The sequence below is a fragment of the Microlunatus antarcticus genome, from assembly GCF_014193425.1.
Lineage (GTDB): Bacteria > Actinomycetota > Actinomycetes > Propionibacteriales > Propionibacteriaceae > Microlunatus > Microlunatus antarcticus.
Map to the genome: position 1 here is coordinate 1 of NZ_JACHZG010000016.1, position 14,498 is coordinate 14,498.

At 72.2% G+C, this 14,498-nt stretch carries 13 protein-coding genes; 9 read left to right on the forward strand and 4 right to left on the reverse strand.

All coding sequences use genetic code 11. The features are described 5' to 3' along the window. Positions 1-1,513, reverse strand: a 1,513-nt coding sequence (gene dnaK / locus FHX39_RS20340; RefSeq protein ID WP_183342763.1) for a molecular chaperone DnaK, incomplete at its 3' end; no start/stop codon positions are given. A 276-nt stretch (positions 1,514-1,789) separates the two neighbouring features. On the opposite strand from dnaK, the gene FHX39_RS20345 reads away from it, so the two are divergent. After that, positions 1,790-2,305 (forward strand): DoxX family protein, encoded by a 516-nt coding sequence (locus FHX39_RS20345; protein WP_183342765.1) that lies wholly within the window; start codon positions 1,790-1,792, stop codon positions 2,303-2,305. A gap of 16 nt (positions 2,306-2,321) precedes the next feature. Here the strand turns inward: FHX39_RS20345 and FHX39_RS20350 are convergent, their stop codons facing one another. Beyond that, the gene (locus tag FHX39_RS20350) at positions 2,322-2,813 is read right to left on the reverse strand and encodes an RNA polymerase sigma factor (RefSeq protein WP_332837008.1); all 492 of its coding nucleotides are present in this window, start codon (positions 2,811-2,813) and stop codon (positions 2,322-2,324) included. Between the two features lie 116 nt (positions 2,814-2,929). Here FHX39_RS20350 and FHX39_RS20355 point away from each other — a divergent pair, with 116 nt between their 5' ends. After that, positions 2,930-3,664, forward strand: a complete 735-nt coding sequence (locus FHX39_RS20355) for a response regulator transcription factor (protein WP_183342767.1) — start codon at positions 2,930-2,932, stop codon at positions 3,662-3,664. A gap of 131 nt (positions 3,665-3,795) precedes the next feature. Further along, a complete protein-coding gene (locus tag FHX39_RS20360; RefSeq protein WP_183342769.1) occupies positions 3,796-5,277 on the forward strand; it encodes a sensor histidine kinase in 1,482 nt (493 codons plus the stop codon). Between the two features lie 7 nt (positions 5,278-5,284). Here the strand turns inward: FHX39_RS20360 and FHX39_RS20365 are convergent, their stop codons facing one another. Further along, the gene (locus tag FHX39_RS20365; protein ID WP_183342771.1) at positions 5,285-7,183 is read right to left on the reverse strand and encodes an ABC transporter ATP-binding protein; all 1,899 of its coding nucleotides are present in this window, start codon (positions 7,181-7,183) and stop codon (positions 5,285-5,287) included. Positions 7,184-7,335: 152 nt separating this feature from the next. Here FHX39_RS20365 and FHX39_RS20370 point away from each other — a divergent pair, with 152 nt between their 5' ends. The 6 genes from FHX39_RS20370 (at position 7,336) to FHX39_RS20395 (ending at position 14,106) form a co-directional block, all read left to right on the forward strand. Further along, complete coding sequence (locus FHX39_RS20370; RefSeq protein ID WP_183342773.1) at positions 7,336-9,444, forward strand: ArnT family glycosyltransferase; 2,109 nt, start codon at positions 7,336-7,338, stop codon at positions 9,442-9,444. A 67-nt stretch (positions 9,445-9,511) separates the two neighbouring features. Next, entirely contained in the window at positions 9,512-10,747 is a 1,236-nt protein-coding gene (locus FHX39_RS20375; RefSeq protein ID WP_183342775.1) for a glycosyltransferase, read from the forward strand. 81 nt (positions 10,748-10,828) lie between these two features. Beyond that, positions 10,829-11,269 carry a GtrA family protein gene (locus FHX39_RS20380; RefSeq protein WP_332837005.1) on the forward strand — a complete coding sequence of 147 codons (441 nt, stop codon included), beginning with the start codon at positions 10,829-10,831 and terminating at the stop codon, positions 11,267-11,269. Between the two features lie 9 nt (positions 11,270-11,278). Beyond that, positions 11,279-12,256: a non-homologous end-joining DNA ligase gene (gene ligD / locus FHX39_RS20385; RefSeq protein ID WP_456299352.1), complete on the forward strand. Its 978-nt coding sequence runs from the start codon at positions 11,279-11,281 to the stop codon at positions 12,254-12,256. 96 nt (positions 12,257-12,352) lie between these two features. Beyond that, positions 12,353-13,123, forward strand: coding sequence for an SDR family NAD(P)-dependent oxidoreductase (locus tag FHX39_RS20390; protein WP_183342622.1), 771 nt, complete (start codon positions 12,353-12,355; stop codon positions 13,121-13,123). A 29-nt stretch (positions 13,124-13,152) separates the two neighbouring features. Next, positions 13,153-14,106, forward strand: a complete 954-nt coding sequence (locus FHX39_RS20395; RefSeq protein WP_183342624.1) for a LysR family transcriptional regulator — start codon at positions 13,153-13,155, stop codon at positions 14,104-14,106. Here the strand turns inward: FHX39_RS20395 and FHX39_RS20400 are convergent. Then, positions 14,103-14,498: DUF6197 family protein (locus FHX39_RS20400; RefSeq protein WP_183342777.1), on the reverse strand; the 396-nt coding region annotated here is incomplete at its 5' end. The genes FHX39_RS20395 and FHX39_RS20400 overlap by 4 nt on opposite strands.

The window sequence follows — 14,498 nt, forward strand, 5'->3', positions numbered from 1 at the left end:
CCTCGCGGCGCTTGCGGTCCTCCTCGGCGTGGGCCTCGGCCTCCGAGACCATCCGGTTGATGTCGTCCTTGCCCAGGGCGGAACCGCCCGTGATCTGCATGGACTGCTCCTTGCCGGTGGCCAGGTCCTTGGCGTGCACGTGCACGATGCCGTTCGCGTCGATGTCGAAGGCGACCTCGATCTGCGGCACCCCGCGCGGGGCCGGCGGCAGGCCGGTCAGCTCGAAGTTGCCGAGCGACTTGTTGTCGCGGGCGAAGTCACGCTCGCCCTGGTAGACCTGGATCATCACCGAGGGCTGGTTGTCGTCGGCCGTGGTGAAGACCTCGGACCGCTTGGTCGGGATCGTCGTGTTGCGCTCGATGATCTTGGTCATCACGCCGCCCTTGGTCTCGATGCCCAGGCTCAGCGGGGTGACGTCGAGCAGCAGGACGTCCTTGACCTCACCCTTGAGGACACCGGCCTGCAGGCTGGCGCCGAGGGCGACGACCTCGTCGGGGTTGACCGACTTGCTCGGCTCCTTGCCGCCGGTCAGCTCCTTGACGAGCTCCGCGACGGCGGGCATGCGGGTCGAGCCACCGACGAGGATGACGTGGTCGATCTTGCCGACGCTGATGTTCGCGTCCGCGATCACCGCGTTGAACGGCGTACGGCAGCGGTCGAGCAGGTCGGAGGTCAGCCGCTGGAACTCGGAGCGGGTGAGCTTCTCCTCCATGTGGAGGGGGCCGGAGGCGCCGAGGGTGATGTACGGGAGGTTGATCGAGGTCTCGCTCGCGCTCGACAGCTCGATCTTCGCCTTCTCCGCAGCCTCCTGCAGGCGCTGCTTGGCGATCTTGTCCTGGGCGAGGTCGGTGCCGTTCTTGTTCTTGAACTGCTTGACCAGCCAGTCGACGATCCGGGAGTCCCAGTCGTCGCCGCCGAGGCGGTTGTCGCCCTTGGTGGCCTTGACCTCGAAGACGCCGTCACCGATCTCCAGCAGCGACACGTCGAACGTGCCACCACCGAGGTCGAAGACGAGGATCGTCTGGTCGGCGCCGCCCTTGTCCAGGCCGTACGCCAGCGCGGCCGCGGTGGGCTCGTTGATGATGCGGTCCACGGTCAGGCCCGCGATCTCGCCGGCCTCCTTCGTGGCCTGACGCTCGGCGTCGGAGAAGTACGCCGGCACGGTGATGACCGCGTTGGTGACGGACTCACCCAGGTAGGCCTCGGCGTCGCGCTTCAGCTTCTGCAGCACGAAGGCGCTGATCTGCTGGGGACGGTAGGTCTTGTCGTCGATCTTGACCGTCCAGTCGGTGCCCATGTGGCGCTTGACGGAACGGATGGTGCGGTCCACGTTGGTGACGGCCTGGCGCTTGGCGACCTCGCCGACCAGAACCTCGCCACCCTTGGCGAACGCGACCACCGAGGGGGTGGTCCGGGAGCCCTCGGCGTTGGGGATGACGGTGGGTTCGCCACCCTCGAGGACGGCGACGACGGAGTTCGTCGTGCCCAGGTCGATGCCGACTGCACGAGCCATGGTGTGTGTTCCTCCAGATAAGGATGTGGTCTTCGGTGCTCCGGACGCTCCCCGGGGTGATCCGGTCGTCCTTGAGTGCACCTGGCTCAACTATGCCACCGGGCCCCGCATTCCCTCAAGCGGCCTTGAGTCTTCGGGGCTCAACCAGGGTTGTTCCGGGAGGGCAAGCCGAAGCCAGACGCTGGGTCGCGGCGCGGCGGCACGGCGTGGCAGCCGGGCGCGCAAGCCCGCGCTGACTAGCGTCGACGCTGTCGGCCCCACGTCACAGGAGATCCCATGAGCCGCTTCGTCTCGTTCTGGCGCAGCTTCGCGCTGCTGGTCGCGCGGCTCGGGCTGGGCGGCATCATGCTCCTGCACGGCGCGCACCGCTACCAGGCCGGCATCGGCTCCCAGGTCACGTACCTGGCCCAGTTCTCGACGCCCTACCCGAAGATCGCCGCGTACGGGGCGACGTCGTTCGAGATCGCGGGCGGCATCTTCCTCATCCTCGGCGCGCTGACGCCGCTGGTCGGGCTGGGCGTCCTGGTCCAGCAGGTGCTGACCGTCGTGTGGACCAGCTACTACAAGGGCCCCGACCTGTTGAACACCGACGGCACCTACAACGGCGGCTTCGAGTACTCCGTCGCCCTGGGCCTGCTCGGGCTGCTGTTCTTCGTCTTCGGCGGCGGCGTCGTGAGCCTCGACCGCGTCTTCCGTCGCAAGAAGCCGGTCGCGACCGAGGACGACGAGCCGACGGACGCGCCCGAGACCGTCGTCCGGCCGCAGGCGTTCCCCGTCCGCTCCAGCGTCTGACCCCTCGGGAGCAGGCTCACCGCCAGCCTCCCGTACGCCGTAGGGCCGCAATCCCGTCGGCCCCGGCTCGGCGGGCCGCCGCCTCGGTCCCGCCCACGAGACCGGCGACCTCCGCGTAGGTCAGCCCGCCCAGGTGGTGCAGGGCCACGGCCCAGCGCTGTCGTTCGGGGAGCGCCGCCACGGCGGCCCGCACCTCCGCCGCGTCGACGGCCGCCTCCGGTCCCGCGTCGGTCGACGCCTCGTCCGCCCGGACGACGTCGGGCACGGGCGTCGCGCGTCGGCTCCGGGCCCGGACGACGTCCAGCCCCTTGCGGTGGGCGATCGTGACCAGCCAGGCCTGCAGGTTCGTCGCCGGGTCCAGCTCCGGGTAGACCCGCAGCGCCGCGAGGAACGTCTCCTGCCAGGCGTCGTCCGCGTCGCCGGACGAGCCGAGCACGGCGCGGCACACCCGCAGCACGACAGGCCCGTGCTCGACCACCACGCGGTCGAACGGCGGCAGCCCCGGCACCCCGTGACGCTAACCCGCCCCGCAGACACCGCCGGCGCAGCAGGGCCTGCCGACCTCACAGGGAACTGACAGAATCAGCACAGCCCACCGCCACCCCACGATGGGAACCTGAGTCCATGGCCCGCACCGACACCGCCGCAGCGCCCCTCAGTCGTCCGGACGGGACGCCCATCCGCGTCCTCGCCGTCGACGACGAGTCGAGCCTGACCGAGCTGCTGTCGATGGCCATGCGCTACGAGGGCTGGCAGGTCACCACGGCCAACTCCGGCACCACCGCGGTCAAGGCCGCGCGCGAGGTCCGGCCCGACGCCATCGTGCTCGACATGATGCTGCCCGACTTCGACGGCCTCGAGGTGATGCGCCGCATCCGTACGGAGGACCCGGACGTCCCCGTCATCTTCCTGACCGCGAAGGACGCCGTGGAGGACCGCATCGGAGGACTCACCGCGGGCGGCGACGACTACGTGACCAAGCCGTTCAGCCTCGAGGAGGTCATCGCTCGGCTCCGGGCCCTGCTGCGTCGCAGCGGTGCGACCTCCACCCGGAGCGACTCGACCCTGGTCGTCGGCGACCTCACCCTCGACGAGGACAGCCACGAGGTGAGCCGCGGCGGCACGGAGATCTCGCTGACCGCGACCGAGTTCGAGCTGCTGCGCTACCTCATGCGCAACCCGCGCCGCGTGCTGTCGAAGGCCCAGATCCTCGACCGCGTCTGGAACTACGACTTCGGCGGCCAGGCGAACGTGGTCGAACTCTACATCTCGTACCTCCGCAAGAAGATCGACGTCGACCGGCCGCCGATGATCCACACCATGCGCGGCGCGGGCTACGTGCTGCGTCCCGCGAGCTGATGTCCGCGGCCAGCCTGCCGTCTCAGCCCATCGGGCACACGCCCGCCGAGTCGCCGGTAGCGCCGACCGGACCCGAGTCTCCGTTCGGACACGGGACGCTGGCCCGACAGCTCGTCGTCCGGGTGACTGCGATGGTGGCACTGGCCGCCGTCCTCCTCAGCGCGGCGACATTTCTCGCCACTCGCCAGCTGCTGGTGCGTGAGGTTGGACGCCAGCTCGACTCGGTGACCAGCCGGGTCCGTTACCCCGACAGCAACTCGGGCGGCCCTGGACGTGGTCCCGACACCACGCTCCTCCGACCCGGCCAGCCGGTCGGGACCTTCGCTGTGATCTACAACGGGGACGGGTCGCTCAACGACAGCGGACGGCTCGTCGAGAGCCGTGCGAACAACAGCTCTTCCTTCAACGTCGACCGGCTGTCCACAAGCGCGGTCGACCGACTTCGGGTCGTCAAGACCGACGGCACGGAGACGACCACGGCCGTGCCGGGACTCGGCCAGTACCTGGTGTCGGGCTTCGAGGTGCGCGACACGAGCGGGGCGCTCCTCCAGACCATCGTCGTCGGGTTGCCGCTCGAAGAGGTCAACCATCAGCTCATCCAGCTGATCGGGCTGGAGGCGGTGCTGGCCGCCCTGGCGGTGGCCGGGGCGATCGTCGCCTCTCGGACCGTGGTGCGCCGGAGCCTCCGCCCGCTCAACCGGGTGGCCGCGACGGCGCAGCAGGTCTCGCAGCTGCCGCTCGACCGCGGCGAGGTGGCGCTGGCTGTCCGCGTGCCCCCGGAGGACGCCGACCCGACGTCGGAGGTCGGACGCGTGGGACAGGCGTTCAACCACATGCTCAACAACGTCGAGGACGCGCTCGCCGCGCGTCAGGCGAGCGAGACGAAGGTGCGCCAGTTCGTCGCCGACGCCTCCCACGAGCTGCGGAACCCGCTGGCCGCGATCCGCGGCTACGCCGAGCTGACCCGGCGCGAGCGCGACTCGATGTCGCCGAACGCCGCCTTCGCGATGAGCCGGGTCGAGTCCGAGGCCGAGCGGATGTCGTACCTCGTCGAGGACCTGCTGCTGCTCGCCCGGCTCGACTCCGGGCCCAACCTCGACGTCGCGCCGGTCGACCTGAGCGAGGTCGTCATCAACGCCCTCAGCGACGCCCGCGCCGCCGGGCCGGACCACGTCTGGCAGCTCGACCTGCCGCCCGAGCCGGTCGTGGCGCTCGGCGACCGCTACCGCCTGCACCAGGTGGTGGCCAACCTGCTCGCGAACGCCCGTACGCACACCCCGCCCGGCACCCGCGTCCGCGCCGCCGTCGTCCTCGACGGGACGAACGCGGTGGTCACCGTGACCGATACCGGCCCTGGCATCCCCGACGAGATCCAGTCACGCGTCTTCGAGCGCTTCACCCGGGCCGAGGTGAGCCGCGTCCGGACGCCGGGCGCCGAGACCGGACGCAGCACCGGCCTGGGGCTCGCGATCGTCGCCGCGGTCGTCGAGGCGCACCACGGGACGGTGACCGTCGACAGCCAGCCCGGTCACACCGAGTTCGTGGTGTCCCTGCCCCTCGCGACGCCCACCGGCCCCGCGTTCGGCCGGCCGAGCACCGCCGGCGTCGCCTGACGCGTCGTCAGCGCAGGCTCTGGAGCTCTTCCTCCGCCTCGGCCTCGCTGGTCGCGAACTGGGTGCGGTAGAGCTCCGCGTAGCGGCCGCCGAGGGCGAGCAGCTCGGAGTGGCGGCCCTGCTCGACCACGCGCCCGTCCTCGAGCACGACGATCGAGTCGGCGGCACGGACCGTGGAGAGCCGGTGGGCGATGACGAGTGCCGTACGGCCCTCGAGCGCCTCGCCGAGGGCGGCCGTGACCGCGGCCTCGGACGTCGAGTCGAGCGACGCCGTCGCCTCGTCGAGGATGACCACGCGCGGGTGGGCGAGCAGGAGGCGGGCGATGGTGAGGCGCTGGCGCTCGCCGCCGGACAGCCGGTAGCCGCGCTCACCCACCACCGTGTCGAGACCGGCCGGCAGGCTCTCGATCAGCTCGCGCAGCCGGGCACGCGTCAGCGCCGACCACAGCTCGTCCTCGGTCGCCCCGACCTTGGCCAGGAGCAGGTTGTTGCGGATCGACTCGTGGAACAGGTGCCCGTCCTGGGTGACCATGCCGAGCGTCGCCCGGATGCCCTCGAAGCTCAGGTCACGGACGTCGACGCCGCCGATGCGGACCGCGCCGGCGTCGACGTCGTACAGGCGGGAGAGCAGGGACGCGATCGTCGACTTGCCCGCGCCCGAGGACCCGACGAGCGCGACCATCTGACCGGCCTCGGCCTTGAACGAGACGTCGTGGATGACCTCGATGCCGCCGCGGTTGTCGAGGACGGCGACCTCCTCGAGGGAGGCCAGCGACACCTTGTCGGCCGTCGGGTAGGCGAACGAGACGTGGTCGAAGGTGACCGAGACCGGGCCCGGCGGGACGTCGACCGGGTGAGCCGTCTCGACGATCAGGGGCTTGAGGTCGAGGATCTCGAAGACCCGCTCGAAGCTGACGAGCGCGCTCATCACCTCGACGCGCGCGCCGGCGAGCTGGGTGAGGGGCGCGTACAGGCGGGTGAGCAGCAGCGCCATGGTGACGACGGAACCCGCGGCGAGCGTCCCGCGCAGCGCGAAGAAGCCGCCGAGCCCGTAGACGAGGGCGAGCGCGAGGGCGGACACGAGCGTCAGCGCGGTCACGAAGACCATCTGAACCGTGCTCGAGCGGACGCCGATGTCACGGACGCGGCGGGCCCGCTCGGAGAACTCGACCGACTCCCGCTCCGGGGAGGAGAAGAGCTTGACCAGCGTCGCGCCCGGCGCGGAGAAGCGCTCGGTCATCTGCGTGCTCATGAACGAGTTGAGGTTGGCCGCCTCGAGGCGCAGCTTGGCCAGCCGTGAGCCCATCCGGCGCGCGGGGAGCACGAAGACGGGCAGCAGCACCAGCACGAGCACGGTGATCGGCCAGGAGATCGTCAGCATGGTGACGAGCGCGAGGACCACGGCGACGAGGTTGGTCACGACGCCGGAGAGGGTGTCGGAGAAGGCGCGCTGCGCGCCGATCACGTCGTTGTTGAGGCGGCTGACCAGCGCCCCCGTCCGGGTGCGGGTGAAGAACGCGACGGGCATCGTCTGCACGTGGTCGAAGACCGCGCGGCGGAGGTCGAGGATCAGGGTCTCGCCGATGCGGGCGGACAGCCAGCGGACGACGAGCCCGACGCCGGCCTCGGCCACGGCGATGACGGCGATGAGGACCGCGAGCCGCACGACCACCCGGACCGACCCGTTGGTCGTGATGGCGTCGACGACCTGCCCGGCCAGCAGCGGGGTGGCGATCGCGAGGAACGCGGTGACGACGCTCAGCACCAGGAACACGGACAGCACCCGACGCTGCGACCGGGCGAAGCCCCAGATCCGCTGCACCGTCGCCCAGGAGAACGGTCGCTTCTCCGTCTGGGCCACCATCGTCCGGTACAGGGCCGACCAGGCCACGCTCTCCATGCTCATGCCGCAACTCCCTCGTCAGACGGCTTCCGAACGAGTTCACGGTAGGCGCCGGGACTGACAACACCAGACCGTCCGTCGGGCTTCCCATGCTCACAGCCAGGTCATGGTCTGACCCCCACGTCGCCACAGCCCCCCGCCGGAGGGTCTGTGCCATGACGATCTCGACCTTCCCCGGCTCGACCGCGCCGCGGGCCGTCGCCGCCGCACCCGGCACGACCACCGAGCAGGACTCCACCCCGCCCTCCGAGCCGGACGCGGGCACCACGACGTCGCGCCGCCGCGGGCCGAGGGCCGGCCGTACGGTCGCGCTCGTCGCCCTGCTGGCCGGCACGGCCGTGCTCTACCTCTGGAGCCTCTCGGCGTCGGGCTACGGGAACTCGTTCTACGCCGCCGCGGTGCAGGCCGGCTCGCAGAGCTGGAAGGCGTTCTTCTTCGGGTCGCTCGACGCCGGCAACGCGATCACGGTCGACAAGCCCCCGGCGTCGCTGTGGCTGATGGCCCTCTCGGTCCGGATCTTCGGGCTCAGCTCGTGGAGCATCCTCGCGCCGCAGGCCCTCCTCGGGGTCGCGACGGTCGGGGTCACGTACGCGTCGGTGCGGCGGACCTTCGAGCGCTCGGGCTCGCTCGGCGAGATCGCCGACGGCCACCGCGCCGGGCTCGTCGCGGGCGCATTGCTGGCCCTCACGCCGGCGGCGGCGCTGATGTTCCGCTTCGACAACCCGGACGCGCTGCTCGTCTTCCTCATGACCCTCGCCGCGTACGTCACGCTGCGCGCCGCCGAGAAGGCCAGCGGCAAGACGCTGGCCTGGGCCGGGGTGCTGATCGGCTTCGCGTTCCTCACCAAGATGCTGCAGGCGTTCCTGGTCCTCCCGGCGCTCGTGCTGGTCTACCTGGTCGCGGCCCCGACGACCCTGAAGAAGCGGCTGCTGCACCTGGTGGGTGCCTTCGCGGCCATGATCGTCTCGCTCGGCTGGTGGGTGGCGATCGTCGAGCTGGTGCCCGCGTCGTGGCGCCCGTACGTCGGCGGCTCGACGAACAACTCGGTCCTCGACCTGGTCTTCGGCTACAACGGGCTCGCCCGCATCCTCGGCCGGTCCGGCGCCGGTGCCACCGGCGCCCCCGGTGGCGGGGGCGGGGGCGGCGGCTTCGGCGGCACGCCGGGCCTGGGACGGCTCTTCGAGCAGGTCTCCGCGGGCATGATCACCTGGCTGCTGCCGGCCGCCCTGCTGCTTGCCCTGGTCGCGGTCGTCGCGATCGGTCGCGCGCCCCGGACCGATGGCCGCCGCGCCGCGCTGATCCTCTGGACCGGCTGGACCGTGGTCACCGCGCTCACGTTCTCGCTGATGGAGGGGACCTACCACGACTACTACGTGGTGGCCCTGGCCCCCGCCATCGCGGCGGGCGTCGCCGTGGGCGGGACCGTCCTCTGGAACCGCAAGCACACCTGGCTCGGCCGGGCCGGGCTCGCCCTGGCCGTGGCCGGCAGTGCGGTCTGGGCGTTCGTCCTGCTCGGTCGCGCCACCGGGGTCTACGAGTCGCTGCGCTGGCCGGTCCTGGTCGTCGGCGTGATCGCCGCGCTCGGGCTGCTCGTCGCGCACCGCCTCCCCCGCCTCGCCGCGAACGTGGTGCTGGCGGTCGCCCTGGCCGGTGCGGCGACCGGACCCGCGGCGTACGCGTTGAACACGGTCGCCACGCCCCACACGGGTTCGATCGTCACGGCCGGGCCAGTCACCTCGCAGAACGGTCCCGGTGGCGGCACCCGCGGGGGCTTCGGCCAGGGCCAGGCCGGTCGGGACGGGCGCACCTTCCCGGGCGGCGGCACCCCGCCGCAGGGCCAGACCGGTCAGGCGCCCGGGCAGGGCCAGACCGGGCCGGGCCAGACCGGTCGTGCGCAGGGCGGCGGCATGGGCCAGGGCGGTGCAGCGAGCACCGAGCTGGTGCAGCTCCTCCAGGCCGACGCCGGCAGCTACCGCTGGGCCGCGGCCACGATCGGCTCGCAGAGCGCCGCCACCTACCAGCTGGCCAGCGAGCAGCCGGTGATGGCGATCGGCGGCTTCACCGGCAGTGACCCGAGCCCGACGCTCGCGCAGTTCCAGGCGTACGTCGCGGCCGGGGACGTCCACTACTTCATCGGCGGCGGCGGCATGGGCGGAGGCCGCGGAGGCGGGTCCTCGGAGATCTCGACCTGGGTCACGCAGCACTACACGGCCACCACGGTCGGCGGGGCCACGGTCTACGACCTCACGCAGCCCACCTCCTGACCCGCCTCCCACGCGCTCGACCCCTCCTCGTCCTGGCTCCGCCATGCCCAGAAAGCGACCTATTCCGATGACCGACCTGCTCCTCAGCACCCGGCCCGACCGCAGCATCCACCTCGCCACCCCGACCGACGTGATGGTCGACGTGGTCGTGCCCGTCTACAACGAGCAGGCCGACCTGCGGCCCTCGGTCGAACGGCTGCACGCCTTCCTCTCCAAGGAGCTGCCGTACGGGTTCCGCGTCACGATCGCCGACAACGCCAGCACCGACGCCACCTGGACCGAGGCCCAGGCGCTGGCGGGCGAGCTGGACCACGTCCGCGCCGTGCACCTCGACGCCAAGGGCCGCGGCCGTGCGCTGAAGGCGGTCTGGTCGGCGTCCGACGCGCCAGTCCTGGCGTACATGGACGTCGACCTCTCCACCGACCTCCGGGCGCTGCTGCCGCTGATCGCCCCGATCGTCTCCGGCCACTCCGACCTGGCGATCGGGACCCGGCTGGCCCGGTCGAGCCGCGTCGTCCGCGGCCCGAAGCGCGAGCTCATCTCGCGCAGCTACAACCTGATCCTGCGGGGGGCGCTGTCGGCGTCGTTCTCGGACGCGCAGTGCGGCTTCAAAGCCATCCGCAACGAGGTGGCGCACGACCTGCTGCCCCTGGTCGAGGACGACAACTGGTTCTTCGACACCGAGCTGCTCGTCATCGCCCAGCGCGTGGGGCTGCGGATCCACGAGGTGCCCGTCGACTGGGTCGACGACCCGGACAGCCGGGTCGACGTCGTGGCCACGGCGCGGGAGGACCTGCGCGGTGTCGTCCGGCTGCTCCGCAGCTTCGCCGGCGGGCGCATCCCGGTCGCCCGGCTGCGGGCCGAGCTCGGCCGCGACGCCGAAGTCCCCTCGACCGTGCCCGGCGTGCCGCGCGGGATGTTCGGGCAGCTGCTCCGCTTCGGCGGGGTCGGGGTGCTGAGCACGCTGGCGTACTTCGTCCTCTACCTCGGGATGCGCGACCTCACCGGTCCGCAGGCGGCCAACCTCGTCGCGCTGCTGGTCACGGCGATCGCCAACACTGCCGCCAACCGCCGCGTCACCTTCGGCGTCCGGGGGTCCGACGGCGCGCTGCGCCACCACGCCGGTGGCCTGATCGCCTTCCTCGTCGGGCTCGGCCTGACCAGCGGCTCGCTCTGGGTGCTGCACCAGGTCTCGCCCGACCCGAACCGCGGGATCGAGGTGGCGATCCTGGTCCTGGCGAACGCGATCTCGACGCTGGTCCGGTTCCTCGCCCTGCGCCAGCTGATGGCGCACCGGCGCTGACCTGCGGGACAACGGGGTGGATTCGGCACCGCTGCGGTGCCAGATCCACCCCGTTGTCGTGCGACCGGTCAGGATGGGGTCGTGAACCAGGTCGCGCGGCCGCGGCCGACGGGGCGCCAGCTCGTCCGGTTCGCGGTGATCGGGGCCGCGAGCGCGGCGGCGTACCTGCTGCTCTACCTCCTCCTGCGGAACGTCACCGGCGCGCAGGTCGCGAACGTCGTCGCCCTCGTGGTCACGCAGGTCGCGAACACGGCGACGAATCGGCGCGTCACCTTCGGCCTTCGCGGGTCGCAGGGGGCGCTGCGCCACCAGGCGGGCGGGCTGGCGGCGTTCGCGTTCGGGCTGGCGCTCTCAGCCGGCGCGCTCTGGCTGCTGCACCACCTCGCTCCCGGGTCCGGACGGGTCGCCGAGGTCGCCGTGCTCGTCGTCGCGCAGGGCATCGCGACGTGCGTCCGCTTCCTCACGCTGCACGCGATGATGGCCCGTCGCACCGACCCCGGCGCCAGTCCCACCCAGGCCTAGGCTCGCCCCGTGGCCACGGAACGTGTCGAGCTCGACGTCGGCGGCCGTACGGTCTCGATGAGCAACCCGCAGCGCGTCTACTTCTCCGCGCGGGGCGAGACCAAGCTCGACCTCGCGAACTACTACGTCGCGGTCGGCGACGGCATCGTCAACGCGCTGTACCACCGGCCGTGCATGCTGCATCGTTTCCCCGACGGGGTCGACGGGGAGAAGGTCCACCAGAAGCGTCTGCCCAAGGGCGCGCCGCCGTGGATCGAGACCGTGCGAGTGCACTTCCCCCGCTACAACCGCGACGCCGACGAGCTGAGCGTCAGCCACGTCGCGGACGTCGTCTGGGCGGTGCAGATGTCGACCGTCGAGTTCCACCCCTGGAACTCGCGCGCCGACGACGTCGAGTCGCCCGACGAGTGGCGCATCGACCTCGACCCGATGCCGCTGGCCACGTTCGCCGACGTGCAGCGCACCGCGGGCGTCGTCCGCGAGCTGCTCGGCGAGCTCGGCGCGGTGGGGTTCCCCAAGACCTCCGGCGGCAAGGGCCTGCACGTGTACGTCCGGATCCACCCGGACCATGGCTTCGCCGACGTCCGCCGGGCCGCGTGGGCCTTCGCCCGCGAGGTCGAGCGCCGCAGCGACGGCGGGGTCGACACCACCTGGTGGCGCAAGGACCGCGACCCGGGGTCGATCTTCGTCGACTACAACCAGAACGCCCGCGACCACACGATCGCCAGCGCGTACTCCGTCCGCGGCACGCCGGAGGGACTCGTGTCCGCGCCGATCACCTGGGACGAGGTCGCCGACGTCGACCCGCACGACTTCACCATCGCGACGATGCCGGAGCGGTTCGCCCGGATCGGCGACCTCCACGCCGACATCGACGCGCACCCGTACGCGATCGACGAGCTGCTGGAGTGGGCCGACCGCGACGAGCGCGACAGCGTCCTCCCGGGGGACGACCCCCCGGACCCCCCGAGCAGTTCCGCTCGCTAGCGCTCGCGAAACTGGACGCTCGACCCGCGGAGCCCGAGGGCTGAGCGCCCGACCCACGTCAGGCGGTACGGGCACAGGCGCCGGTACGGTGCAGACGTGAACGCGACCTTCGCCCGGAACGACGCCCCCGCGACCCGGCTCACCGGCCGCGTGGTGCTCGTGACCGGCGGGGCCCGCGGGCAGGGCGCGTCCCACGCGCACCGGCTCGCCGCCGAGGGCGCGACCGTGTGGGCGTGCGACGTCCTGGACTCCGAGGGCGCGGCGCTCGCGGCCCGCCTCGAGGGCGAGGGCCTCGACGTGCGCTACCGGCACCTCGACGTCACCAGCCCCGAGGCCTGGGCCTCGGTCGTCGGCGAGATCGAGGCGGCCCACCGCCAGCTCGACGGCCTGGTGAACAACGCGGGGATCATCCACGTGACGCCGATCGCCGAGGAGACGCTCGACGCCTGGAACCGCCTCCTCGCGGTCAACGTCACCGGCGCCCTGCTCGGGATGCAGGCCTGTCTGCCGCTGCTGCGCCGCAGCGGTGCCGCCGCGGTCGTCAACGTCGCGTCGATCTTCGGCGTGATCGGGGCCCCGGGCTACGTCGCCTACTGCGCCAGCAAGGGCGCGCTCGTGGCCATGACCAAGGTCGCCGCCCTCGAGCTCGCGCCCGACCAGATCCGGGTCAACACCCTCGTCCCGGGCGGCGTCAGCACCCCTATGAACGAGCACGAGAAGGAGGGGGGCGTCATCCCCGACACCCCCCTGAAGCGCCGCGCGCACGTCTCCGAGCTCTCGAGCGCGGTGGCGTTCCTCCTCTCCTCCGACGCCTCGTTCGTGACCGGCACCGAGCTCGTCGTCGACGGCGGCTTCCTCAGCCGCTGAGGCCTGCGAGGCCGGAGAGGAGGGCGTCCGTGGCCGTCGGCCGCCCGACCCTGCAGCAGCTCGTCTACTTCCTGGGCGCCGTCGAGCACCGCTCGTTCGCGGCGGCCGCGCAGGCGCTCTACGTCGCCCAGCCGAGCCTGTCCGACCAGGTCCGACGCCTCGAGGACGCGCTCGGCGTCACGCTCTTCACCCGCACGAACCGACAGCTCCAGCTGACCGACGCCGGCCGGATGCTGATCCCGTGGGCGGAGAAGGTCCTGCGCGACGTCGAGGACCTGACCAGCGCCGTACGCGACGTGCGCGAGCTCGCCGGCGGGACCGTCTCCTTCGGCACGTTCAGCAGCGCTCACCTCTACCTGCTGCCCGCGCTGACGGCCGAGTTCGGCCGCGCGCACCCCGACGTCACGATCCGCGTCCAGGGCCTCAACTCCTCCGAGGTCGCCGACGCGGTCCGCGCGGGCGACCTGGAGGCCGGCCTCGTCCAGCTGCCCATCGACGACCGCGGCCTGTGGGTCGGGCCGCCGGTCCTGACGGACACGGTCGTCTACGTGAGCGCCGACCCCGCTCGGACGAGCCGCCCCGTCGACGTCGACGAGCTCAGCCGCCGCCGGCTGATCCTGTCCGAGGCGCGCTGGACGCGGGACGACCCGCTGCGCCGGAGCCTCGTCGAACGGGCCCAGCGGGCCGGGGTGACGCTGCACCCGGCGGTGGAGGTCGAGTTCCAGACCGCAGCGGTCGAGCTGGCCGCGTACGGGGTGGGCGACTCGCTCGTGTCCTACCTGGTGACGCAGTGGCAGGGCTTCCCGAGCACGCTGACCTGGGCGCACCTCGACCCGGTCTTCGAGGAGCACTTCGCCTTCGTGACGCGGCCGAGCGGGTCGCTCTCCCCCGCGACGCGCGCGTTCATGGACCTGGCCGAGGAGCACATCCGCGGGCTGCAGGCGAAGGCGGACGCGGGACGTCCTGCGTCGGGCGGGAGCTAGCGGCAGGCGCCGACGAGGGTCCGGCTGACGGCGCGGTCGAGGACGTCGAGGACGTCCTCGCGCCGGGTCCGCCGGTCGTCGTTCCAGGCCGTCAGCACGCCGAGCTTCGCGTGGCGGCGGGCGTGGCTGTCCACCCGGCCGGGCGGCAGGAAGGTGTGGCCCATCCGCTCGTGCAGCGCCTCGTAGAGCTCGTCGACGGCACCCCAGACGTCGGCGTGGGTGGTCGCCCGGTCGGGGTCCTCGGCGCGACGCAGCAGCGCGCCGACGAGGCACGCCCCGGACACCGACGACGTCGGCCGGACCAGGTCGAACGACTCGGCGACCGACGCCAGGCGCGTCGTGCCCGCGCCGCCGTCCGACGAAACGCTGAACCACGCGCGCTGCGTCCAGCC

Excerpts from the sequence above, each read along its gene's own strand:
- FHX39_RS20345 (WP_183342765.1), top strand. The coding sequence starts at position 1,790 with ATGAGCCGCTTCGTCTCGTTCTGGCGCAGCTTCGCGCTGCTGGTCGCG.
- FHX39_RS20355 (WP_183342767.1), top strand. The coding sequence starts at position 2,930 with ATGGCCCGCACCGACACCGCCGCAGCGCCCCTCAGTCGTCCGGACGGG.
- FHX39_RS20360 (WP_183342769.1), top strand. The coding sequence starts at position 3,796 with ATGGTGGCACTGGCCGCCGTCCTCCTCAGCGCGGCGACATTTCTCGCC.
- FHX39_RS20365 (WP_183342771.1), bottom strand. The coding sequence starts at position 7,183 with ATGAGCATGGAGAGCGTGGCCTGGTCGGCCCTGTACCGGACGATGGTG.
- FHX39_RS20370 (WP_183342773.1), top strand. The coding sequence starts at position 7,336 with ATGACGATCTCGACCTTCCCCGGCTCGACCGCGCCGCGGGCCGTCGCC.
- FHX39_RS20375 (WP_183342775.1), top strand. The coding sequence starts at position 9,512 with ATGACCGACCTGCTCCTCAGCACCCGGCCCGACCGCAGCATCCACCTC.